This window comes from Methanobrevibacter sp., assembly GCF_017406825.1.
GTDB lineage: Archaea > Methanobacteriota > Methanobacteria > Methanobacteriales > Methanobacteriaceae > Methanocatella.
The window spans coordinates 1-21,124 of the sequence record NZ_JAFQXT010000022.1; the positions used below are offsets into that span (position 1 = coordinate 1).

The 21,124-nt window shown below is 37.0% G+C and carries 28 protein-coding genes; 1 reads left to right on the top strand and 27 read right to left on the bottom strand.

Annotated elements, in window-relative coordinates; all coding sequences use genetic code 11:
• Window positions 1-27 precede the first annotated feature (27 nt).
• The 27 genes from upp to ehaA all read right to left on the bottom strand — a co-directional run bounded on the left by upp (window position 28) and on the right by ehaA (window position 20,073).
• Entirely contained in the window at window positions 28-654 is a 627-nt protein-coding gene (upp, locus tag IJF99_RS03510) for a uracil phosphoribosyltransferase (RefSeq protein ID WP_292792129.1), read from the bottom strand.
• Window positions 647-1,936, bottom strand: a complete 1,290-nt coding sequence (locus IJF99_RS03515; protein ID WP_292792131.1) for a uracil-xanthine permease family protein — start codon at window positions 1,934-1,936, stop codon at window positions 647-649. The genes upp and IJF99_RS03515 overlap by 8 nt, the downstream gene beginning before the upstream one ends.
• Before the next feature lie 238 nt (window positions 1,937-2,174).
• Window positions 2,175-2,816 carry a queuosine precursor transporter gene (locus IJF99_RS03520; protein WP_292792133.1) on the bottom strand — a complete coding sequence of 214 codons (642 nt, stop codon included), beginning with the start codon at window positions 2,814-2,816 and terminating at the stop codon, window positions 2,175-2,177.
• 237 nt (window positions 2,817-3,053) lie between these two features.
• Window positions 3,054-4,916: a cysteine peptidase family C39 domain-containing protein gene (locus tag IJF99_RS03525; RefSeq protein ID WP_292792135.1), complete on the bottom strand. Its 1,863-nt coding sequence runs from the start codon at window positions 4,914-4,916 to the stop codon at window positions 3,054-3,056.
• Between the two features lie 39 nt (window positions 4,917-4,955).
• Window positions 4,956-5,951 (bottom strand): NAD-dependent epimerase/dehydratase family protein, encoded by a 996-nt coding sequence (locus IJF99_RS03530; protein ID WP_292792137.1) that lies wholly within the window; start codon window positions 5,949-5,951, stop codon window positions 4,956-4,958.
• Window positions 5,952-5,964: 13 nt separating this feature from the next.
• Window positions 5,965-6,600 carry a CBS domain-containing protein gene (locus IJF99_RS03535; RefSeq protein ID WP_292792139.1) on the bottom strand — a complete coding sequence of 212 codons (636 nt, stop codon included), beginning with the start codon at window positions 6,598-6,600 and terminating at the stop codon, window positions 5,965-5,967.
• 17 nt (window positions 6,601-6,617) lie between these two features.
• Window positions 6,618-7,445 (bottom strand): 4Fe-4S binding protein, encoded by an 828-nt coding sequence (locus IJF99_RS03540; RefSeq protein WP_292792141.1) that lies wholly within the window; start codon window positions 7,443-7,445, stop codon window positions 6,618-6,620.
• A 51-nt stretch (window positions 7,446-7,496) separates the two neighbouring features.
• Entirely contained in the window at window positions 7,497-8,429 is a 933-nt protein-coding gene (locus IJF99_RS03545) for a carbohydrate kinase family protein (protein WP_292792143.1), read from the bottom strand.
• 9 nt (window positions 8,430-8,438) lie between these two features.
• On the bottom strand, window positions 8,439-9,329 hold the full coding sequence (locus IJF99_RS03550) for a formylmethanofuran--tetrahydromethanopterin N-formyltransferase (RefSeq protein WP_292792145.1): 891 nt from the start codon (window positions 9,327-9,329) through the stop codon (window positions 8,439-8,441).
• Between the two features lie 9 nt (window positions 9,330-9,338).
• A complete protein-coding gene (locus IJF99_RS03555; RefSeq protein WP_292792147.1) occupies window positions 9,339-10,382 on the bottom strand; it encodes a hypothetical protein in 1,044 nt (347 codons plus the stop codon).
• Between the two features lie 3 nt (window positions 10,383-10,385).
• Entirely contained in the window at window positions 10,386-11,747 is a 1,362-nt protein-coding gene (locus IJF99_RS03560; protein ID WP_292792149.1) for a 4Fe-4S binding protein, read from the bottom strand.
• A 5-nt stretch (window positions 11,748-11,752) separates the two neighbouring features.
• The gene (locus tag IJF99_RS03565) at window positions 11,753-12,781 is read right to left on the bottom strand and encodes a 4Fe-4S binding protein (RefSeq protein WP_292792152.1); all 1,029 of its coding nucleotides are present in this window, start codon (window positions 12,779-12,781) and stop codon (window positions 11,753-11,755) included.
• The gene (locus IJF99_RS03570; protein ID WP_292792154.1) at window positions 12,782-13,906 is read right to left on the bottom strand and encodes a nickel-dependent hydrogenase large subunit; all 1,125 of its coding nucleotides are present in this window, start codon (window positions 13,904-13,906) and stop codon (window positions 12,782-12,784) included.
• The gene (locus IJF99_RS03575; protein WP_292792156.1) at window positions 13,903-14,352 is read right to left on the bottom strand and encodes an NADH-quinone oxidoreductase subunit B family protein; all 450 of its coding nucleotides are present in this window, start codon (window positions 14,350-14,352) and stop codon (window positions 13,903-13,905) included. The genes IJF99_RS03570 and IJF99_RS03575 overlap by 4 nt, the downstream gene beginning before the upstream one ends.
• Before the next feature lie 34 nt (window positions 14,353-14,386).
• Window positions 14,387-14,779: a DUF1959 family protein gene (locus IJF99_RS03580; protein WP_292792158.1), complete on the bottom strand. Its 393-nt coding sequence runs from the start codon at window positions 14,777-14,779 to the stop codon at window positions 14,387-14,389.
• A gap of 10 nt (window positions 14,780-14,789) precedes the next feature.
• A complete protein-coding gene (locus tag IJF99_RS03585) occupies window positions 14,790-15,092 on the bottom strand; it encodes an energy-converting hydrogenase subunit EhaL family protein (RefSeq protein WP_292792160.1) in 303 nt (100 codons plus the stop codon).
• 9 nt (window positions 15,093-15,101) lie between these two features.
• On the bottom strand, window positions 15,102-15,356 hold the full coding sequence (locus IJF99_RS03590) for a hypothetical protein (protein ID WP_292792162.1): 255 nt from the start codon (window positions 15,354-15,356) through the stop codon (window positions 15,102-15,104).
• Window positions 15,353-16,225, bottom strand: a complete 873-nt coding sequence (locus IJF99_RS03595; RefSeq protein WP_292792164.1) for an NADH-quinone oxidoreductase subunit H — start codon at window positions 16,223-16,225, stop codon at window positions 15,353-15,355. The genes IJF99_RS03590 and IJF99_RS03595 overlap by 4 nt, the downstream gene beginning before the upstream one ends.
• Before the next feature lie 9 nt (window positions 16,226-16,234).
• Window positions 16,235-16,450 (bottom strand): DUF788 domain-containing protein, encoded by a 216-nt coding sequence (locus IJF99_RS03600; protein WP_292792166.1) that lies wholly within the window; start codon window positions 16,448-16,450, stop codon window positions 16,235-16,237.
• Window positions 16,451-16,457: 7 nt separating this feature from the next.
• Window positions 16,458-17,129: a hypothetical protein gene (locus IJF99_RS03605; protein WP_292792168.1), complete on the bottom strand. Its 672-nt coding sequence runs from the start codon at window positions 17,127-17,129 to the stop codon at window positions 16,458-16,460.
• Window positions 17,130-17,137: 8 nt separating this feature from the next.
• Window positions 17,138-17,821, bottom strand: a complete 684-nt coding sequence (locus IJF99_RS03610; protein WP_292792170.1) for an EhaG family protein — start codon at window positions 17,819-17,821, stop codon at window positions 17,138-17,140.
• Window positions 17,821-18,414: an EhaF family protein gene (locus tag IJF99_RS03615; protein WP_292792172.1), complete on the bottom strand. Its 594-nt coding sequence runs from the start codon at window positions 18,412-18,414 to the stop codon at window positions 17,821-17,823. Before IJF99_RS03615 ends, IJF99_RS03610 begins: the two co-directional genes overlap by 1 nt.
• Window positions 18,411-18,671 carry a DUF2107 family protein gene (locus IJF99_RS03620; RefSeq protein ID WP_292792175.1) on the bottom strand — a complete coding sequence of 87 codons (261 nt, stop codon included), beginning with the start codon at window positions 18,669-18,671 and terminating at the stop codon, window positions 18,411-18,413. Before IJF99_RS03620 ends, IJF99_RS03615 begins: the two co-directional genes overlap by 4 nt.
• A complete protein-coding gene (locus IJF99_RS03625) occupies window positions 18,664-18,933 on the bottom strand; it encodes a DUF2108 domain-containing protein (RefSeq protein ID WP_292792177.1) in 270 nt (89 codons plus the stop codon). The genes IJF99_RS03620 and IJF99_RS03625 overlap by 8 nt, the downstream gene beginning before the upstream one ends.
• Window positions 18,934-18,940: 7 nt before the next feature.
• On the bottom strand, window positions 18,941-19,189 hold the full coding sequence (locus IJF99_RS03630; protein ID WP_292792179.1) for a DUF2109 domain-containing protein: 249 nt from the start codon (window positions 19,187-19,189) through the stop codon (window positions 18,941-18,943).
• Between the two features lie 4 nt (window positions 19,190-19,193).
• Window positions 19,194-19,691 (bottom strand): hypothetical protein, encoded by a 498-nt coding sequence (locus tag IJF99_RS03635; protein ID WP_292792181.1) that lies wholly within the window; start codon window positions 19,689-19,691, stop codon window positions 19,194-19,196.
• The gene (ehaA, locus tag IJF99_RS03640) at window positions 19,684-20,073 is read right to left on the bottom strand and encodes an energy-converting NiFe hydrogenase A subunit EhaA (RefSeq protein WP_366931248.1); all 390 of its coding nucleotides are present in this window, start codon (window positions 20,071-20,073) and stop codon (window positions 19,684-19,686) included. The genes IJF99_RS03635 and ehaA overlap by 8 nt, the downstream gene beginning before the upstream one ends.
• A gap of 113 nt (window positions 20,074-20,186) precedes the next feature.
• Between ehaA and IJF99_RS03645 the strand changes: the two genes are divergently transcribed.
• Window positions 20,187-21,119, top strand: coding sequence for an NAD-dependent epimerase/dehydratase family protein (locus IJF99_RS03645; RefSeq protein ID WP_292792185.1), 933 nt, complete (start codon window positions 20,187-20,189; stop codon window positions 21,117-21,119).
• Window positions 21,120-21,124: the final 5 nt, after the last annotated feature.

Below are 21,124 nucleotides of genomic sequence, written 5' to 3' on the forward strand. Positions count from 1 at the left end.
AAAAAAAAGAAGTGAAGTTGAACTTCACTATTTGGTTCCATATACTCTGTCACCTGCATCTCCAAGACCAGGCAGGATATATGCATTATCGTTTAATTCCCTGTCAACGACCGCACAGAAGATTTGGACATCAGGATGGTCCTCTTCAATGCGTTTTATACCTTGGGGAGCTGCCACAATACATAGCAACTTAACCTTTGTAACGCCGTCTTGTTTAAGTCTTGAAATGGTTGCGGATGCGCTTCCGCCTGTTGCAAGCATAGGATCAACCACTAAAACTTCCCTATCGGCTATTCCTTCAGGCATTTTATAGTAGTATTCGACAGGCTGGAAAGTTTCCTCATCCCTGTAAAGACCAATATGGCCTATCTTTGCATTTGGAATGACATTTAAAATTCCATCAACCATACCCATTCCTGCTCTTAGGATTGGAACAACAGCATAATGGTCTTCATTCAACATTCCAGTTTGCATTTTTTCTAAAGGAGTTTCAATAGTTGCTTCTTCAAGCTTTGCATCCCTCATAGCTTCATACATTACGAATATTGATATCTCTGTAACCAATTCCCTGAATACTTTAGTTCCAGTGTCAACATCCCTTAAGAGAGCAAGCTTATGAGTTATTAATGGATGATTCAGGACAAACTCATTCATGTTTTTCCTCCGGCACTAAAAGGTTTAAAACAACACCAGTAATTGCTGCAAGGGACATTCCAGAAACGGATAATGATAAATCACCGTATAAAACGGATAATGTTGCACCACCTAAACCTAAAACAAGCATTGTTGCAGCAACAACAACATTTTTAGTATTGTTGAAGTCGACTTGGTTGTGGATTAATATTTTAAGACCGTTTACACAGATGAAACCGTATAATAATATTGAAATACCACCTAAAACAGGTTGAGGAATTGCAGTTAAGAGTGCGGTCAAGTGTCCTGAGAATGCGAATATTATTGCAATAAGTGCTGCAAGACCGATAACATAAGTTGATGCTACACGTGTCATTCCGACAACAGAGGTATTTTCACCGTATGTTGTGTTTGCAGGACCTCCTAAGAATGCTGCTAAGAATGTTGCAAGACCGTCACCGAGCAATGTTCTTTGAAGACCAGGATCTTCAATTAAATCACGGCCGATAATCTCACTCAATACCTTGTGGTCCCCAACGTGTTCCACCATCGTTACCAGCGCAATTGGAACAATAGTAAGAACTGCAGTAAAGTTTAAGTCATAATTCATTATCGGCAAGTAGAATTTAGGAACTTCAATCAGATGGGCAGTCCATACCGGTGCAAAGTCCACCATACCGAGTAGTGCTGCGGCAATGTAACCGAAAATAATACCAATCAGGAACGGAATTACCTGTTGGATTCCTCTTCCACGCACTGCTACGATTGCAGTCATGATGAAAGCAACCAGTGCTACGGCCAAGTTCGTCCATGGAACCACTGTTAAATCCAATCCGATTTCCTGAATAGCGGTTGGAGCAAGTGACAAACCGATTACCATAATCATCGGACCGACGACAACAGGAGGCAGTAACTTATTAATCCATCCCGGACCGGATACTCGGATAATTAAGGAAATAATCACATAAACAATACCTACAATCATTAAAGCAGTGAATACACTTCCAGTACCCCCGATTGCATAACCTGCAACCATAGGAGCAATGAACGCAAACGAACTTCCCAGATATACTGGGCTTCTATTACGGGTACAAACCAGATAGATTAGTGTACCTAAACCAGATGAAACCAATGCTACAGGAATTGATAAAATATCTGCACCTGCAGTGGTATTTACAACGATAGGAACCAAAATTGTGGCTCCGAACATTGCACATACATGCTGAACAGCAAGCAAAACCCACCTAAGTGCTGAAGGCTTTTCACCAGTACCCAGTAGCATATTACTATTTTCTTCCGCCATACATATCACAAAATTTTCCTATATTTTATCATAAATTGATTAATAATTTTAAAAAATTCTATTGAATAATTTAATAATTAATATAAAAATATTTAAAATATATAAAAACTTATTTTAAATATCTTATAACAATTTCTGATTATTAATATATATCTGAATAAAATAATAAAATACTTTCTGTTTAGAAAAATTGATATGAAAAAATAAAAAAAAGTGGGAAAAGTTTTCCCATTAAAATTTAAGCTTCTGCAGGTTTTCCTTTTTCGGCCCATTTTACAGTCATAGTTGTAAATGGTTGAGCGATTACAGTCCAAATCAAACTTAAAATCCAATGTGAGAAGATCATTATCAAGATTTCAACAGGGGAGTAAACACCAACGAATGCTAAACCAAGGAATACAAAGTTATCGATCAATTGGCTTATACCGATAACACCAAAGTTTAAAACTGAAGAGTATTCTCTTCCTCTGTTAACGATAGTGGTCATTCTTGCATTTGCAAAGTTACCGATTAAGTAACTGATATAAGATGCTACAAGAATTCTTGGGGTTTGAGTAAATACAAATGCTAAGCTTGAATCTCCGGTAAAGAAGTCTGGAGAAGGCAGGAAGAGTATTAAAGTTGTCATGAACACAAACAATACGTCAACAGCAATACCCAATATAAGGGTTCTCTGTGCGGTTCTCTCACCGTAAACATCTGCAATTACGTTTGTTAAAATGTATACCAAAGGATAGATTAAAACTCCGGCAGGAGTTTCCATTCCTAAAAATCCAATGTTGATAATCTTAACTGTGATTAAGTTTGCAATGGTGAATGCCATACAGAAAAATGCAGTAATTATTACTCTTTTTTCAGTAAAGTCAAAATTCAAATCCATACAAGATTATATTAAATTTTCAAGTATTTAAAAGTAATTATTAAGCTTATTTGAATAAAATAAAATAAAAATGATTTTTTTATCAAAAATAATAGATTAATATAGATTTTTGAACTCAACCTTTTGATGGCAAGTATTACATTAGTGTCAATTTGAACCTCTCCGACTTGAATAAGCCGGAAATTCTTGCACATTTATGTTAAATAATTATTGAAAAAAAGAAAAGGAACAGAATTCCTATGCTCCGATGTCGGGGATCCTCTCGGAAGTATTCTTGCGCATCCAATTTGTGCCCATACTTGAATAATAGTTATTTAGTTTATTTTTTGTAGCTTTGCCCAAGTTATATTTGAGTTTCACAATCAACCCTGAGGTATCGTAATTATTAAACCTTCCTTTCATGTAATTGACAGTCAGCCATTTTGTTGGAATTGAATGGCTTCCGTGATTGTAATCTCCGGAAGGATTTCCGACTAGAACCTTTTTGCCGTCTTTACTGATATCCAAAATAGCAACATAATGATTCCATGTATGGAAAATCAAAGCACATCCTCCTTTTTTAAGTTGGGTTATGGCTTTATTAAATGAACTTTTATAATAGAGACTACACTTGAAATTAAATTTCTCCAAACCCTTCTTAAGTCCTTTGGTAGTTGAACCGTCAGCGAAAGTCGAACCGGAGAGCTGGGCCAGGTACTTCTCATTGAAATAGCATCTCAGTACCTGGGTGCACATACTTGAGGATGTTGGACCGCAGGTATAGCCGGTATTCTGAATATCCCTCACTTCACTGTAGGTATAGGATTTGCCTTTTAAGGAAACCGTGATCTGTTTTGGCCAGTAGTTTTTCTTATTCATTTTAACGATTTTTGTATTGATTGCCCTTTCGATTACATTCCATTTTTCACGTTTGATAATATGATTGAGTTTAGGTTCGCTTTTTGATTTGAATGATGTGTATTTGGATAGCCTGTTATGCAGGAATAAGGTGTAGCTATCCCTTTTAAGGACATCCCTGTATTGGGCTTTTGTAAGAGTGTATTTCATATCCCCGTCAGCCAGGACATAATTTCCAGGCATCAAATCAATGTCCGGAAGTCCATTTTTTAAGGCGATTTTAGATGTGAAGGGATTTTTTACATTGCCCGCAATACCGCTTACTGATTTTTCAGCAGCGCAACCTATAATATTTGAAGTTCCATCAAATGTTACAGTTACCTTTATTGTACCTGTGCCGGCAGTTGGCTTAAATATGATAATTCCTTCAGTATTTGTAGTCTTTGTGAATGTTTTGCTTCCAACTGTAATCTTAACAGTTTTTTTGGAGATTGCTGAAGGTGTGGCGCTTTTGAGATAAATTCTCAAATAACCATTAGTTAAAAGTATTGTATTACCAATTGTTAGCGTAGTGGTTGCCGGGACAATAACATTAAAAGTATTTGAAATGGGATTATAATAATCATTGCCTCTGAAAACAACGGTTACAGGATAATTTCCTACAGCCAGGCTAATTTTAAAAGCTGATCTGCCTCTATCATTAGTATTTGCAGTATATGAATTGCCGTTAAGGGTCATCTGCACTGTCTCCCCTTCAATAGCATTCTTATTTACATCCTTAAGATAAACATGAAGATAATTGCCTGAGATGACAGTTGTGTTTAGTGGCGTAAGAGTTGAATCTAATTTTAAAATTTTAATATTGAAGGTTTGGTTAACGCCTTCAAAGTTTTCATTTCCTTTGAATTGTACATAAAGTAAATAATTGCCAGGTTTGAAATTCAATTTTAGAGTAATTTTGCCTTGGGAGTCTGTAATGTCCGTATTATTTGTACTGTCAATTATTGTTGTGAGATTCTGATTGGCTAGAGGATTGTTATCATTATCCCTAAGATAAATGTCAATTGATTCGGCATAATATGCTGTTGAAGAATTTATAGAAATTTCAGGGATTTCGTTTTCTGTGCCATTTTGTAAAATATCACTTGGAGTCGGGGAATCATCCAATAAAGAGTCTGCAGATGAATTGTCATCACTAGCAGATACAATTCCAATACTCACTAATAGAATAATTAGCATTATTGAAATCTTTATAAACCTCATTATTCCCCCCTCACAAATTAATGAAAATTATATTCGAATTTAAAACTCGGCTGACTCTTGAATATTGTCCCAGTTTTCACAGAACCAATTATGAGTCCTTTCAAGTCCGTCATCGAATGAAACTTTTGGAGAATATCCTAAGATTTCTTTTGCTTTATCGATTGAAGACAACAATTTGGTTTTTGCATCCCAATCACGGCGAGGAACATAATTAATGCCCGCTTCATTTCCAGTCAATTCATTGATTTTATTTGCCATGTCAATAACGCGGTGATCTTTTCCGGAACCGAGGTTGATTGCTTCTCCGATTGCTTCTTCTTCAATACCCATTGCAACCAAACCATTACATATGTCATCTACAAAGGTCCAATCCCTTGTTTCGGAGCCGTCTCCAGTAATTGGTAATGCCTGTCCATTTTTAGACCAGTACATGAAGTTTGGAATTACATTTCTGTATTTTCCTGGAACTTCCCCAGGACCGAATACATTGAAGAATCTTGCGTTTACAATATTCATTTCATATAAATTGTGGAAGTAGTTGGTATAAAGTTCCCCTAGAAGTTTTGTAACTTGATACGGGGTATGGAGTGAGATTGAGATATCATGTTCCTGGAACGGCATTTTAGAGTCAAGTCCGTAAACTCCACATCCTGATGATGAATAAACAAACCTGTCGACACCGGAAAGCTGTGCGTATTGAAGTACTTTTAAAATGCCTATACCGTTTACCATCAAATCCTTTTCCGGATTGTCTACACTGTTTTGGTTTGCGAAGTGTGCTGCCAAGTGATATACATAATCCGGTTTTTGCTTAAACACTCTTTTTAGGACAGCATCGTCCAAAATATCCCCTTGGATAAATTCAATATTGTCTCTAGGAGGGATGTTCCATTCATATGCTGAGGAGAGGTTATCCAATATGATAACTTTTCCAGCACCCATATCTGCAAATTTGCGGGTTAAGTTACTTCCAACGCAACCTGCTCCACCGGTTACGAGGATTGTTTTATCTTGATATTCAGTATATTCTCTCATTTTATCACCATAATTACTTTTTAGCTCTGCCTACTCTGCGAGCAACAACCATTTCTCCAACGGAAATCAATCCTGCAAAGAATTTTTCAAGTCCTCCTGTTGCCCATATTGCTTCTCCAAAAGTGGAATCGACAATATTTGATTCATATTCTTCAGCAGAAATCTTTTTACCGGTAGTTTTTGTGGATACCAAAGCGGATGCTGACATCAGTTCTTCCCAGGTAACGCCTTTAAGTTGGTTTTGCATAGCCTTATACAAACTTTCAACCTTAATATCGTAGAGATTGGACAATAATTCAACAATGTCGCATGCGCGAACCATACCTATTACCTGATTATCATCATTTACGACAGGCACGGTAACGAATTTATTGTTAGCAGTTAAAATTACTGCTTTTCTTGCCGGATCATCTTCATGAACAGTTGAAACTTCTTTACAACTACTCATAATCTCGGAAATCTTTTCGTTTCCTTCTCTTAAACCTTTTGTAATATCAAATGCTGTAACCCATCCGATTAATTGTTTTTTATCATTTACAACAGGACAGGTGAAACGTCTAACATGTTCCATAGCTTTTGAAGCTTCAACAACACTATCGTCCTTATTTAAGTATACAAAATCTTTATCCATCAATTCTTTTGCTTTCATAAACAGACCCCATTTAATTAAATCTCAACTCTTTTTAATGCCCCTACAGGACAGTGATGTGTACATTCTATACATCTTATACATTTATCATTATCTAGGATTACTTCACCGTCTACCAATTCTATAGCCCTTGTTGGACAATTCTCTTCACATAAATAACAATTTACGCAAGACTCATGATTTACTTCGATGATTCTGCTGTGGACAACAGGCCCTATGTATCTATCTAAATTGATTGCAAAGTCATTCAGTGAAATTTCACGGCATGCTCCGCATCCAATGCACATGTCCTCGTTGATATAGGGATATAATTCATCATCGATAAGCTCGATTCCCAAATCCATATCTGAATTCTCAAAGAATTCCCTGAATTCAAGAGTAAATGCATTTGTTGGACATAATGTAGCACAATCATCCCAATTATTATCATCAACTGTATAATCAATTGAAATACTATTCATACGAACTACTCTATGAGCACAACTGATATTGGCCAAATTATATTCAATAACCTCACGTTCATCGTCCGGATCATAACTAATTGTATTGTTTATTAGTTTGATTGCGGAAACAGGGCAAGTCTGAACACATATTTCGCATTTAACGCATTTATCAGTTATCTTAGCCATCCTAAAAATATTAGCTGGTTCGATTGCATTAACTGGACATTCACCAACACAGGTATTGCACCGTACACATCTCGGTGAAACAGCAAAAATCTCCTCATCTGCACTAAACTTATCCAGTTCAAATTGGAAATCATCACCATCATCATCTAATTCAACAGATTTTAAAAGAACTTCACGTTCCAAGTTCTTTACCTGTTTTACAAAAGATACTTTCATTTTAATACCAACTAAATTATTTATTTTATAAATTTATATGAATTTTATTGTTTAAAAAAATTCCTCCAAGTCTTTTAGAGTAGGGAATTTTTCCATTCCGAATCCTTCAATAGCTTTACTGGCCACCCAATTTCCGATTTTACAGGATTTTTCTAGGCCATATCCCTTTAAAAAGGAATATAAAAATCCACTATTGAAACTATCACCTGCACCGGTCGTATCCACAACTTCACATTCGAATGCTTCGACTTCACATTCGGTTGAATTATCCATTGCAAATACTCCCTCCTCTCCTCTTTTTATGACAACAGTTTCAATTCCCAAATCCAGAAATCCAATAGCCAATTCTTTTAAAGAATCCTTATTATTATTACATAATAATCTTAATTCTGATTCATTAATCAATAGTATATTAGTTCTCTCAAGGATGGGTTTCAATTCATCGAATCCCTTTTTGACATATAACATTCCCGGGTCGAAACTCAATATACACTGATCATTGAGTTTTTCCAATAATTCAATTTGTGTGTTGAATGAATCCCCGACAAAAGATGTGTAATGCATAATTTTACATCTCATAATGTTCAATGGATTTATTTCGTCAATTTTGATTTCATCGTTAACTCCAGGGTCAATGTAAAGGCATCTTTCTCCATTTTCATCAACAAAGCCCAAACATTTTCCTGTCGAACCGGTTTCTGAGTAAATTAAATTATTAGCATAAACACCATTAACAGCCAAATGATATTCAATTAAATCTCCATCATCATCTTCGGCTATTTTTCCAATTATTGAGGTTGAACAACCTAAACGAGATAGTCCAACGATAGTATTGGCTGCTGAACCTCCAGGAGTATCAGTTTCACTTTTAATGAAACTTTCCTCATCTTTTGAGACTATATTTTCTACTGAATAGAGCTTATCCACATTCAATGCTCCAAATCCAATAACTTCAGCATTCAAATCATTATTAAATATTTCCATTTTAAAACCTTACTTCAATATGTCTAATAAATTTATATTCTTATCTCCAAGTTTGCCGTCGAAATTACCTGCAGATATTCCTATGACCCCTTCGAATTGCAAAGCAGCATCAATTCCTGCCTTAACAGCCTTATTCATGGATTCCTCATCGATTGCATTTATTACAACTTCAGGAATGTAATTGACACCTTGCGGAACTTTAGATTCCTCACCTAAACGTTCTTTAAGGGAAGGGCAATAAAAATGATTTGTTGTCGGGCCGATTTCCGGGAAATTGGTTTCCGGTTTTGAGGCTGCAGAACAGATGTCAAATGGTGCTGTTGCACCTTCCACGTTCATTATTGCTTCGATAATGGCGTCACCCGCTTCAAGGACGGCCTCCTGAGTTTCACATAGATACCAGAAGTTTCCTCCCATGGTCCCGTCATTTATTCTGAATTTCTCTTCAATCTGGAAATCCGGTACTGCGATTGGAACATTTATCATCTTCCTTCCATATTCCTCTACGATCCATTCGTATCCGTCACCGCAGTGGCCTACAATATCCATCATTTCAATGTATTCGTCGCTTTCCTTATCGGAGTAGTCGAAAATACGTGTGAACGGTTTTACCAGAACATCCTGCCTTAATCTGTAGGACAGTTCAAATGCGAATTTCTCCACATCATCTCCGCCCAACCAATACTGTACAATGGCTCCAAATCTGTTGTCCGGAGTTTGAGATTCGTCTAAAAAGCCTTCGACCCCGCCTTCAACTCTTCCTATAACTGCACTTGGAGTTGAAGTTGAATCGTATGCTGCTCTTTTTACAATGGCTTTTGTTGGGCCTGTAATTAAAGCCCGGACGTATTTTCCTTGGAAAGCTTCAAAGAATGTATCTTCCACTTTATCATAATCCATTTTTAACACCTAACCTAATCCGCCTATATCCTGACCACGTATGTTATTTCTCATTTCTTTACTGACCTCCAGTATGCTTTCATAGTTTTCATCGGTTATTATTTTGATTAATGGATAATTGCCAGTGAATACTGAGAAAAACTTATCTTTGATTTTTTCATCAACATTGTAGTCATCGAATAATTTTTTCAAATCATTTGAACAGTTATAATCATTAATAAACTCTAAAACTTTATTTTTATCATTTTTTGCATATACATCCGCTATGACTGCAGTAGTTACGGCACTTGGTGAGACAATCGCAATTTCAGCCACTTTTAAAGGATATTCATTTCCATTGAAAGATATGCTTATCCCATTGTTTTTGCGGGCAAATTCCAATGGTTCGACATCGGTAATGCTATCCCCTATGTAAAGGATTTCGTCAATATTGATGGCATCCTTTTGAATAATCCTATCGATTGCCAGCTTTTTACCCTGGCCTCCGACAACTTCAACTTCCCTAATTTTTTCGTATATTCCCATTTCTGGAATCCTGTTGAAGAAAATGTCATCGAACAGCTCATAGTCTTTGGGGTTTTTCAAAATCAAATCCTTGAATTCCATGATTTTTTGAATTTCTTCGCTGTTAAGTTCAAGGCAATCCATATCAACATCAGTGTAATATGTGTTTTCAAAAGGCAAATCCATATAATTGGAAACCGCTTCAATATATTGGCCATAACTGGTGCTCACGATATATGTATTCATAGCTTCCTTTAAGAATTTCAATAGGAATTGTGATTCGCTAACCGCATAAATATTGTTTTGTGAAAAATCAATCAAATCATCATTTGTGAGGTTCTCAACTGCAAAGAATGGCAAAATTAATTTCAAGGTATTGCCTGCTTTATAACCCTCTTTTTTTACAATATCCGCCAGATAGTCATCATACAAACTGAGAATCTTGAATAATTCTCCTCCGTTTTCAATGAAATTGACTGACAACTCATAAGCGTTATCGTTTAATGTGAGGGGACCTTCACAATCGGTAATGAAAGATTTTTCAAACATGATTCACCTGAAATTGATTATTCTGATTGCATCCAAAGGACAAATTGCTTCACAATTTCTGCAATAGATGCATTTTTCACTATCGAATTCTATCTTGTCGTCGCCGGTTAACGCCAAAGCATCAGTCGGACAGTTTTTGACACAAATTGCACATGCTTGGCATTTGTCTTCGGAAAGTGTGAAATCACCCAGCCTTTGTTTGTAGAGATATGATCTTGCATAATACAGATTTTGATATTTGCTGTAGAAATAATCATCATATGCTCCAATAGCATCGAATTGGCAGGTTTCAACACATTTTCCACAATATATGCAATTGTTATTGATTCTGATTGGATTTGGACCATCCATTTCTATAGCTTCAACCGGACAGACATTGTAACATTCTCCGCATGCGATACATTTCTTGTCATAAACTTCAATGTTTCTATCCATCAGGTAGGATCCGACAAGTTCTGTGAACTTATCTATTTCAATGACTGTGTCGAGACTGAGTTTCAGTTCACGCTCCATCATGTCATTCACTTTGCATTCAATGAAATGCTCAAAGTTTTCATCATTGAATTCCAAAGCGATTTGAGCACCGACTTTCTCTAAAACTTTATTTAAACTGATCAGGTCAAGAGACAATCTTTTCACGTCATGGTCGACAATGCTGGACACTATATCATAAGACTTTATCTCACTGTACATTTTATATGCTTTTTTACGTGAGGAGTATCTGATTGCGCCGGAAGGGCATGAATGCATACATTCTTCACATCTTGCACAATATCCTGGGTTGATATAAGGCAATTTATTGGTTCTGCCCACATTAATTGCACCCATTGATGGACATACCCTTGTACAGGTCATACAACCTATACAGTTATCCTGATTGATGACAACGGCTTTACCTCCTTTAACAGTTTTTGGAAGCAACTCGCCATACTTGATTGCATCTGTAGGGCAAACTCTGAAGCAGTATCCGCATCTGACACATGTGTCCTTATCTATTTCACTGTGCGGTTCGTGAGTTCCGTCGGCAACTATATGGATTGAACCGTTCTTACATGCCTGAACACATGCTCCGCATGCCTTGCATAATTTAGTGTTGATGTTTGGAACATTTTCCTTTAACGGAGGGTCCATTTTTACATCTAATGATAACGCATCATAAGGACAAGCATTACGACATAATACGCAACCAAAACATGTGGTTCTTAATTTTATAAGATTATCTGATTTATCCAAGTAAATCGCATCAATAGGGCATGATTCAAGGCATGGCTTGTCTTTACAGTCAGCGCATTTTGTATGGTCGACAATGTAGTCAACGTCAACATGCCTCAATGGTCTTGGTGTTTTAGTAAAACTATCAATCATAACACTCACTCCATAAATAAATCATCATTCAGATTAGATGCCTTTACAGTAATGTGAATATTCTCGCCGTCATCAAGTGAAAACTTGGATATGAAGTATTTGATTACTGAAAACGGACAGGTCTGGTAACAAATACTGCATCGCAAACATCTATTTTTATCTCTAACAATCGTATCTTCTTTTTCATCGAATGAAATACATCCGGTTGGACAATCAGGGATGCATAACTGGCATTTTTTACAGTTTTCCCCATCCCAGTCAATAATCCTAATCTTAAGTCTGTTGACAGCATTGGTTATGATTTCCAAAGCTATCTCGTCATCAGGAATGATTTTCAATGCTTTATCCCATATATCGGATAACGGCACATCATACTGCAGGAGGTCATTTTTCTCCAAAGACCTCAAATCCTCTTCCTTGGAGTTGATGTAATCCTCAAGATAGTTTACACATAAGAGAATCAAATCCTTTTGGTCTTGCAGATTATCGACAAACACGGCTTTCATAGCGCCGTTTACAGGACAAACGTCGACACAATCACCGCAGGAAATACATTTGAGCTGATCCACAACAACTTTTCCGTCAATTTCGCTAATTGCCTCCACAGGACATTGCTTCAAGCATTTTTTACATTTAATACATAAATAATCGTCAACCAAATATTGTCTTTTTGACGGAATAATATTGAATTCCGGTAAAATCAAATGATTCAAACCGCATTCCAATGTTTTTGGGTCTGTCGGGCAAACCTCAGCACAAAAACCGCAGCGGATACAGGCGCCCAATTTAATTACAGGATATGTGAATCCCTCACCGCTTTCGGTATCCTCATCACGAATCAACTTAATCGCATTAGGTGAAGGGCAGGAAGCAATGCATGCTCCGCATCCTATACAGTATTCCTTGTTGACTTTTGGGAAATCTCTAAAACGTTCCGGCTTTTCGGATATTTCCGGTTCTGATTTTGCATTTGCAAATGCATCCGCCCAGGCTCTTCTGGCAAAATTATAAACATACCACATGAGTGAGGACATTTATATCACCTCATCCCAATTTTTTATTACTGTTTTGCCGGCCTTGTTGGTTATGGCCACTCTTTCGGCACATGCCACACAAGGGTCGCTTGTTGCATAGGTGGCTACAGCATCTGCAACAGTAGGAACATCACGAATCATGTATTTTGCACATGAATCCATATTTGGAATACTTGGAGTTCTGATTGAAATATTTTTAATCAGATTGCCATTGGTTTCAATCATGTAAGTAACTTCACCACGGGGAGCCTCATTTTTACGCATTGCATAGCCGGATTTGATTTCAGCGGGAGTACGGACTTCACCATCAGGCATGTTTTCAATGGCTTGCCTGACTAAGCTTATAGATTCTGGTATTTCATCAAATCTAGTTAATGTTCTTGCGTAGTTATCTCCTTCGGTTCTTCTGATTACTTTAAAATCGAAATAATCGTCATAAGTGTAGTGTCCTACACGATAATCTTCTTTAACGCCAGATGCTCTTCCTATAGGGCCTACTGCACGACCTTTAATCGCTTCTTTTTTAGACATGTATCCTATTCCTTTACATCTTAAGGCCAATGCCGGACCTTCCGCAAACAGCGCACGGGTAGTTTCAAATTCATCTTCAATGATTTTGAGATTGTCTAGAATCGGTTTGAAATGGCGTTCATCAGCATCCATTCTAACACCGCCAACTACATTCCAACCCATATTAACCCTATTACCTGTCAAAAGTTCAATTGAATCCATAGCATATTCCCTTAACTCCAGAACTTTCATGAACAGTGTTTCATGATCCATTGACTTGAAAAATGTGGAATTTCCCAATAAATGACTCTGAATTCTGTCCAACTCGTTGGCAATTACTCTTAAAAATTGAGCTCTTGGAGGTACGTCAACACCTGAAATTTGCTCAATAGTTTCTGCAAAGGTTTGTGTGTGCTCATATGAGCATATTCCACATACTCTTTCAGACAGGTATATTGCCTTTTGCCAGGTTTTTCCTTCCATTATCTTCTCGATTCCCCTATGGACATAACCATATTCAATTTCAGCTTTAACTACTCTTTCTCCTTCAGTTTGCAATTTCAATCTGATAGGTTCCTTTAAAGCTGGGTGAATCGGACCAATAGGCACTATCATTTTTGCTCCCTCCCACGATCAGCAATAGCTTGTGGTCCAACAGCCAAGATGGCCTCCAATATCTCATTAGGCCTTGGCGGACATCCTGGAATTTCTGCAGCAACAGGGATGAAATTGGATGCGGGTGCATTTACATGACCCCCTTCCTGATTGAATACATCGCCTGATATCGGGCAGTTTCCAACAGCTACGGCTATTTTCGGTTCAGGAGCCTTGTCATAAATTCTCTTTAAGTTGTCCTTCCATTGTTCGGTGACCGCACCGGTCAACAATAGGACGTCAGCTTCACGAGGATTATTGTGAACATAAATACCATATTGCTCAAGGTCGTATCTTGGAGACAACAGCGCAACACATTCTACGTCACAGCCATTGCATCCGCCACAATTGACGATACAGACGTGAATTGAGCTTTTTCTCACAACATCCTTAATAGCATCTAACATTGTACTCCCTCTCTTTTTTAATAATCTGATAAACTTAATATATTGCTTGCTTTTTTAACAGTTCAAATATTTCTAACTGGCCTTCCTTCAAGGCCTCCTCATAAGATTTGCCGTTTTTTACTTCATTGACAATTTTCATTTTTAGATTTTTGGCGTCTTCTCTTGATATCAGTTCCAAAGTGTCAGTAAACCAGCACAACCGTAAATCGGCATTTAATTTCTGGTATAGGCAGATATCCTGTGCCGTTTCAAATGTGGCATGCAATGCTTCAAGAGATGACATGTCCAATGAATTGAACAGGACTTCCTCCAGTTCGTCAACAGTACAATCAAAATCCTTGGAAAGTGGAACTATAATGTCTCTCTGCCAAGCATAACTTTTTATTATTCTTTTCTGCATTAATCTTAATTTAGCATCATCATCCATTTCCATCACATCATACTGAACATTTTAAAACCAAATATACAATAATAGCAATAATCAAACCTAATGCAGTTTCCTTTCTACCGTATCCCGGTCTTTCACCCATTACGAATCCTGCAAGGAGAAAACCGATTGCTGATAGAATAATATTGCCTGAACAGAATCCCAAAACCCATCCGATAATTGAAATTATTGCGAACGGAACATTGAATTCAGTCACTGCGACAAATGGTTCGCCATGCTGCTTGTAACTGTAGACCAAACCCAAAATGGATCCTACTGCAAATGCAAGTATGTAAATCATATAATCTAACATAATAATCTCCTACATTGGTTTATAAAGCAATATGAATGAACAAATTATTGCTATAAATGTTATTGCAAAACATATTTTCTCTATACTTTCTATCTTATGTGAAAAATTACCCTTTGAAAGCAATACGAATATTGCCATAATAATTCCAATAATAACAATCGGAGCAATGAGATATGAATGCAAAGCGGTTGTTAACAGGCCAACAACTATTATTCCGATAGCTACCAATGCTGTAAAGTAAACAATTACATCTTCACTATTCATGCTACCACTCCTGTAAATATCATTAATACTGTTCCAAAGAAGCAGATTGCTCCAATGGTAATTTGAGTCATGACTGAATGGTTCGGGCTTAACAGAGGAGTTGCCGCATTAATGAATCCTGTAATGAATGAAATCGCAATCATTCCAACCAAATATCCAACAGCAGTTAGCGGACCGAAGAATATTGTCAGGAATACCCAAAGCATAACATACCATGCAATTGACTCTGAAAATAACATGAATCCCCTTAAAAATCCGAAGTGTTCGGTTTCAAAACCTGAAATTAAAGCCTTGTCCTTAGTTATCGCAAACGGAGAGTACGGGGATTTTGTAATAATTAACATGAAAAACATCAAAGCCGCAAGCGGAATTGAAAATATTAACGGACCATGGACTGACTGGTATGCAATAATTTCTCCAATGTTCATTGTACCTGTTACCAGATATACAAATACGATTGCAGCAAATAAAGGAAGTTCAGTTGCCGCTGAAAGTACTGCTCTTACACAACTCAGTTTACCGTATGGTGAACCTGAACTTGATCCGGAGTTATGCTCAACAATCTTATAAACCGCATAAACGCCGAATAATATCAATAATGAATCATGGGCCACAGGACCGACAATAACACCGACAATCCATATTAAGGCCAAAATGAAAACAATGCCTATATAAAATACTTTGGACACTGTTTTTGGGATTGCTGTCTCCTTAAAGAAGAATTTCAAAGAGTGTATCAAATGCTGGACAATAGGTGGTCCCGGACGTTTCTGTACACGTGCCATTACTTTCCTGTGCAAACCTAAAAGCAGGCTTCCTGCAAGAAAAGCAATAACAACATTTATTAAAATATCAGCCATCAAATTCATAATACCACCCTAATACCCGGTAAACGGTTCCCTCACTCTTTCTTCTGCATCTTCAGGTTTTGGTTTGGCCATTGTCAATAAGCCCAAAGCTAAAACCCATGCCGGAATGCCAAATATGGCCACAGTATAAACTATCCATGCTTCAAAATCCACCACCAGGCATGCAAGAATAGCTATTGTTGATAAAACCAATAATATTATACATGTAATCTTTTGATTAACCATACTCTCACTACCACAATACCAATAATAATATTTCAACAGCTCTAACAATAATAAACAATGAACTTAAGTGAATGATAACAATATATGGAGATCCGGCAGTCCTGAACATTTCAGCCTTGCTTGCAAAGAACGGTGCCACTCCGCTTTCACCTAAAATACCTATCAGCATGAGCACAGCACCAAATACCACCATAGGACTAGCAGGCATTTGAGACAATACTGCAAGGGATAATGTGCCTGTTGCCGCAAGAATTATGGCTGCCCCGCCGAATAAAGGCAAACTGCACATCATGGCTATCAAACCGTAGTTGAATGCGGAATTCAATACGCTAGTCTGTTTTACTGCTGAGACTATACCGATGTTTAAAATACCCACCAAAGCCATGAACAGTGTGAAGTTGAACAAATCTCCTGTAATCATCGCTCCAGCGGATGCGATACCACATATTATTGATAAGAATCTTCTTTGTTTAAGCTCTTTTTGACCTACCTTAACTTCAGTATTATATAAATAATGCATTGTAGCTTCAACTTGAGTTTCAGGTTTACTTAAGGCAATCAGTGCAGTGAATCCAAGTAAAACCGCAAACAGGAACAAATTGAATGGGGTTAAATACAATACAATGTCCCCAAGAGGGATTGTTCCGAGCAAATTTCCACCAAGTGTAACGAAATCCATTTTCTCACCTACTCATTATCAATGTCCTCTCTCATAAGCAGGCCTATTAAACCCACTTTGGAAGCTACTTTCAGTAATAATCCGCATGCTGCCAAGAATAGACTCAATAACCAATATTGCGGAGTTATAAAAAACAATAGGAAACCTATTATCCATAAACACCATGCAATACCGGAAACACCGGCTATGCCATCCAGCATCAATACCGGAAGTCCTCTTGCTTTTTTGGATAATGCATATAATACTATTCCTCCGCCAGCTACTGCTCCACCAGTAAAACCAGTGAGGAAAATTCCATAACCTATCAAGACTATTGCAATAAAATTAGGTGCAGTAGTCATAATTTCCATGTCTAAAGAGAATGCCTGCGGGAAAATTGAAGAGGATTTGGTTAAATTAGCTCTTGGATCCTGTTCAATCTTTCGCATTTCCCTTGTAATCAGAATTTCTGAAATGGCCAGGGTTTCGGCAAGTTCAACTACCAAACCCGGCAAAATCAACGCTTCCGCCAAATCCGTTCCGACTGCGGAAACGACAAATATCATTGCCAGACCAACTATGTCTGTCAGGATGAGAATATGCAATTCCCTTCTGTTGATTGCAATTGCCATGGTTCCAATGAAACCTACAATCAAACCAGCGTAAATCGCTGGTAGATACATGCTAATAAACTCTTGAGGAACATATATCATCAGTTATCCCTCCTCAATTGTTTTGACCTTGCCTTGGCATCATTGGCCCTGATTTGACTGGCCACTTTTGCTGAATCGTCAATGGCCTTTTTCACATCTTTTTTAATTTCATCCTCATCATTTTTTCTATTCATTGTATAGTTAACTGATAACCATGAAGCGATGATGAATGACATCATCAAAATGCTGGATTCGAGTATTGTATCAAAACCTCTTGTATAGTACAGTATTTCATCTATAAGTCCTCCTGGAGATGAATAGATTGATGTACCGAAATAAGGCGATACTGAAGATACCCACTGCGCCAGCGGCGACATGTATCCTGTAATCATTCCCAGACTGTCAGCATTGTCAGGATATTGGGGATTTATTTCACCTGCTTCCTTCAAAGGTTCGCCTCCCCTATCATAAGGCGCAATAGCCAGACCGTCATCTATCTGCTCCTGCGGAGCCGGCCTGACATATAACTGATCTGGATTTAATGCTAAAGGCACAATTAAACCCACTATTAAAATAATTCCTAGGCTAAATGCAAAAAGGCGAGGAATGTTTTTTGGTTCTGCCAGTTTATTCCATAAGACTCCAATCCTCATACATCTGCCCCCATCTCTTCTAAACGAATAATGGCTCTAAATAAGATTAATGTGATGATTACGGTTGTTGCCAGTAATGTCAATAAAGCCAATACGTGATTGTAACATAATAAAACCAGACAAACTCCAATTGAAGCTACTTCAGTATTGAATGTCCTAATAACGGGGTCATTGACTCCCGGACCCCATGCAGTGGCAATACTTCCCACAATAGCTAAAAATATTCCGAAATAGAAGAATAATGATACGCTAATCATTTACATCACCGCCTGCAATTCCATTAGTTCTGATTTCCTTGATTTTAACAATTGATAAAATAAATACTAAAGTTGATAACGGACCGGCCAAGGCTGCAAACAGTGCTACATCCAAATATTTAAACAACACAACAGCCAGGACAAATCCTGCATCAAGTATTGAGAACATTATTACCTTATCTAATGGTTTTTTTAGAAATATTATTCCAAATGCTCCGATAACCATTAAAGCTATTGCAATTATTGATACGAGAAATTCCATTTTTGACTCACTCCAGCAATATCTCATCATCTAGCCTATTCAATGTATAAGCAATAGCATTGGCACTGATTGTTGAACAGATAAAGAATGCTGCTGCAACAACAAGAGCAAATGGAGTATTAATTAATAATGCAATGATAGCAGAAACTCCAAATCCAATAACATTTAGGTACAATAGTCTTTCAGCCCTATTTCTTGTTATTAAAGCCCTCAATGCTACAAATATGACTATAATTCCAATAATTTCAACATACATATAATCACTCTCTAGCATGCCTATTGAATTTTTCGGCAATTTTTCCTAAAACTACTGAGATTCTGGCTTGGTCAATTCCCATTATGGTGAAAATAGCAATGACCATTCCAACAATGAACATTTCAGGTGTTAAACCAATGAAAGATGCTAAAAATATTATTGCAGTAGCTGTCAAACATCCAGTAGTTCCGGCATACCCCGGATCAGCGCATAACCTATTTCCAATGAATACTAAAAATGCTGCAATTATTCCTCCGGGAATTCCTAAAAGCATATATCCAATAGAAGCCATTAAAGTACCGGCAGATGCATCCGGAGAACATAATATGTTTCCTTGGAAAAATCCACCAGCAATGTCTCCCCCTCTCTTTTCGACATCTTTACCAATAATCCTGGCCCCTCTAACGCCAGGCTGTTCGGGAAGTCCGAAATATGTATCTACAATCACAAAATTCAACCAGCATAGAACTGCGGCAATTATAATTCCAATTACCTCATTCATTCATATCATCCCCTGAATTCTCATCAAGAGGTGTTGGAAATACAAAATCAAATAAATATTTCACGAATAATGCAGATAAAACACCAATAACAGCCGCCAAAACCAATCCATTGAACATGAATGTATAATTTAAAACTAAAAATATGGAAAGGATACCAATAGCAATTATTGGAGTAGGATAAATCGCACTTACATCAAAAGAATACCTATATGGTTTGCTAGGCAGTAACGGTAATCTCAAAAGCAAAGCTACAACAATAGAACAAATGATAGCCACAATATAAGCAAATAGCATATCACCTAAAGACAGACTTATATTGCTTAGCCCATAAAAATTACTATACGAAGCAAAATATATGGTATCAAACACATAATTAAACATATTATTAGACTCCTCTTACTTAATAAATATTCATATAAAAATATATAAATATTGTTACTTAAAAATAATAAATAATTGCTTAAATATAACTTAAATTATTAAATGGTGGCTTAATGAAAAATAAAAAGATTTTAATCACTGGTGGAGCAGGTTTTATAGGTTCCCATATTGTTGATGCATTAATAAAAGATAATGAAATTACAATTATTGATAATCTCACCACAGGAAGTATTAAAAATTTAAAATATCCTGAGCACGAGAATTTAAATTTTATCAAAGGAGATATCCGTGAAATTAATTTCAACGATTTAACATGCGGAACCGATTATATTTTCCATCTTGCAGCCATGGCAAGTGTTCCGTTAAGTGTTGAAAAACCTGAAGAGTGTAATGAGATAAATGTTAATGCCACCGTTAAGCTTCTGAAATCTGCAGTTGACAATGATGTTAAAAAAATCGTATTTTCATCATCCTCTTCAGTTTATGGGGAAAACAGGAATATGCCTTTAAAAGAAACAGAAACACCAATGCCAACTTCTCCTTACGCCGCTTCAAAGGCAAGCTGTGAGTTATATTTAAAAACATTTTATGAAAGTTACGGTCTGAACTACACTGCACTCAGATATTTCAATGTATTCGGACCTAGGCAGGATAAGAATTCCCAGTATGCTGCTGTAATACCTAATTTTATCAGTGCACTTCTCGAAGGCAAACAGGCTGAAATCTACGGAGACGGTGAACAGACTAGAGACTTCGTCTACATTGGAGACATTGTAAGGGCAAATATAAACGCATGCAAATCCGATTACAACGGCATCGTCAATATCGCTTCCGGTGAAAAATTGACAATAAACAGATTATATGAAATCGTTAAGAATACTTTAGACAGCGATTTGGAACCAAAATACCTGCCTGAACGACCTGGAGATATAAAACACTCATTAGCAGACATCAGCAATATGGAAAAAATAAATTTAAAGATTGACTCCGGCGATTTTGAAAAACAGCTTGCAGAAACAGTCAATTGGTTTAAAACCATATTATAGGAGTT

Coding starts and splice junctions, on each gene's coding strand:
- upp (WP_292792129.1), bottom strand. CDS start 654: ATGAATGAGTTTGTCCTGAATCATCCATTAATAACTCATAAGCTTGCT.
- IJF99_RS03515 (WP_292792131.1), bottom strand. CDS start 1,936: ATGGCGGAAGAAAATAGTAATATGCTACTGGGTACTGGTGAAAAGCCT.
- IJF99_RS03520 (WP_292792133.1), bottom strand. CDS start 2,816: ATGGATTTGAATTTTGACTTTACTGAAAAAAGAGTAATAATTACTGCA.
- IJF99_RS03525 (WP_292792135.1), bottom strand. CDS start 4,916: ATGAGGTTTATAAAGATTTCAATAATGCTAATTATTCTATTAGTGAGT.
- IJF99_RS03530 (WP_292792137.1), bottom strand. CDS start 5,951: ATGAGAGAATATACTGAATATCAAGATAAAACAATCCTCGTAACCGGT.
- IJF99_RS03535 (WP_292792139.1), bottom strand. CDS start 6,600: ATGAAAGCAAAAGAATTGATGGATAAAGATTTTGTATACTTAAATAAG.
- IJF99_RS03540 (WP_292792141.1), bottom strand. CDS start 7,445: ATGAAAGTATCTTTTGTAAAACAGGTAAAGAACTTGGAACGTGAAGTT.
- IJF99_RS03545 (WP_292792143.1), bottom strand. CDS start 8,429: ATGGAAATATTTAATAATGATTTGAATGCTGAAGTTATTGGATTTGGA.
- IJF99_RS03550 (WP_292792145.1), bottom strand. CDS start 9,329: ATGGATTATGATAAAGTGGAAGATACATTCTTTGAAGCTTTCCAAGGA.
- IJF99_RS03555 (WP_292792147.1), bottom strand. CDS start 10,382: ATGTTTGAAAAATCTTTCATTACCGATTGTGAAGGTCCCCTCACATTA.
- IJF99_RS03560 (WP_292792149.1), bottom strand. CDS start 11,747: ATGATTGATAGTTTTACTAAAACACCAAGACCATTGAGGCATGTTGAC.
- IJF99_RS03565 (WP_292792152.1), bottom strand. CDS start 12,781: ATGTCCTCACTCATGTGGTATGTTTATAATTTTGCCAGAAGAGCCTGG.
- IJF99_RS03570 (WP_292792154.1), bottom strand. CDS start 13,906: ATGATAGTGCCTATTGGTCCGATTCACCCAGCTTTAAAGGAACCTATC.
- IJF99_RS03575 (WP_292792156.1), bottom strand. CDS start 14,352: ATGTTAGATGCTATTAAGGATGTTGTGAGAAAAAGCTCAATTCACGTC.
- IJF99_RS03580 (WP_292792158.1), bottom strand. CDS start 14,779: ATGGATGATGATGCTAAATTAAGATTAATGCAGAAAAGAATAATAAAA.
- IJF99_RS03585 (WP_292792160.1), bottom strand. CDS start 15,092: ATGTTAGATTATATGATTTACATACTTGCATTTGCAGTAGGATCCATT.
- IJF99_RS03590 (WP_292792162.1), bottom strand. CDS start 15,356: ATGAATAGTGAAGATGTAATTGTTTACTTTACAGCATTGGTAGCTATC.
- IJF99_RS03595 (WP_292792164.1), bottom strand. CDS start 16,225: ATGAATTTGATGGCTGATATTTTAATAAATGTTGTTATTGCTTTTCTT.
- IJF99_RS03600 (WP_292792166.1), bottom strand. CDS start 16,450: ATGGTTAATCAAAAGATTACATGTATAATATTATTGGTTTTATCAACA.
- IJF99_RS03605 (WP_292792168.1), bottom strand. CDS start 17,129: ATGGATTTCGTTACACTTGGTGGAAATTTGCTCGGAACAATCCCTCTT.
- IJF99_RS03610 (WP_292792170.1), bottom strand. CDS start 17,821: ATGATATATGTTCCTCAAGAGTTTATTAGCATGTATCTACCAGCGATT.
- IJF99_RS03615 (WP_292792172.1), bottom strand. CDS start 18,414: ATGAGGATTGGAGTCTTATGGAATAAACTGGCAGAACCAAAAAACATT.
- IJF99_RS03620 (WP_292792175.1), bottom strand. CDS start 18,671: ATGATTAGCGTATCATTATTCTTCTATTTCGGAATATTTTTAGCTATT.
- IJF99_RS03625 (WP_292792177.1), bottom strand. CDS start 18,933: ATGGAATTTCTCGTATCAATAATTGCAATAGCTTTAATGGTTATCGGA.
- IJF99_RS03630 (WP_292792179.1), bottom strand. CDS start 19,189: ATGTATGTTGAAATTATTGGAATTATAGTCATATTTGTAGCATTGAGG.
- IJF99_RS03635 (WP_292792181.1), bottom strand. CDS start 19,691: ATGAATGAGGTAATTGGAATTATAATTGCCGCAGTTCTATGCTGGTTG.
- ehaA (WP_366931248.1), bottom strand. CDS start 20,073: ATGTTTAATTATGTGTTTGATACCATATATTTTGCTTCGTATAGTAAT.
- IJF99_RS03645 (WP_292792185.1), top strand. CDS start 20,187: ATGAAAAATAAAAAGATTTTAATCACTGGTGGAGCAGGTTTTATAGGT.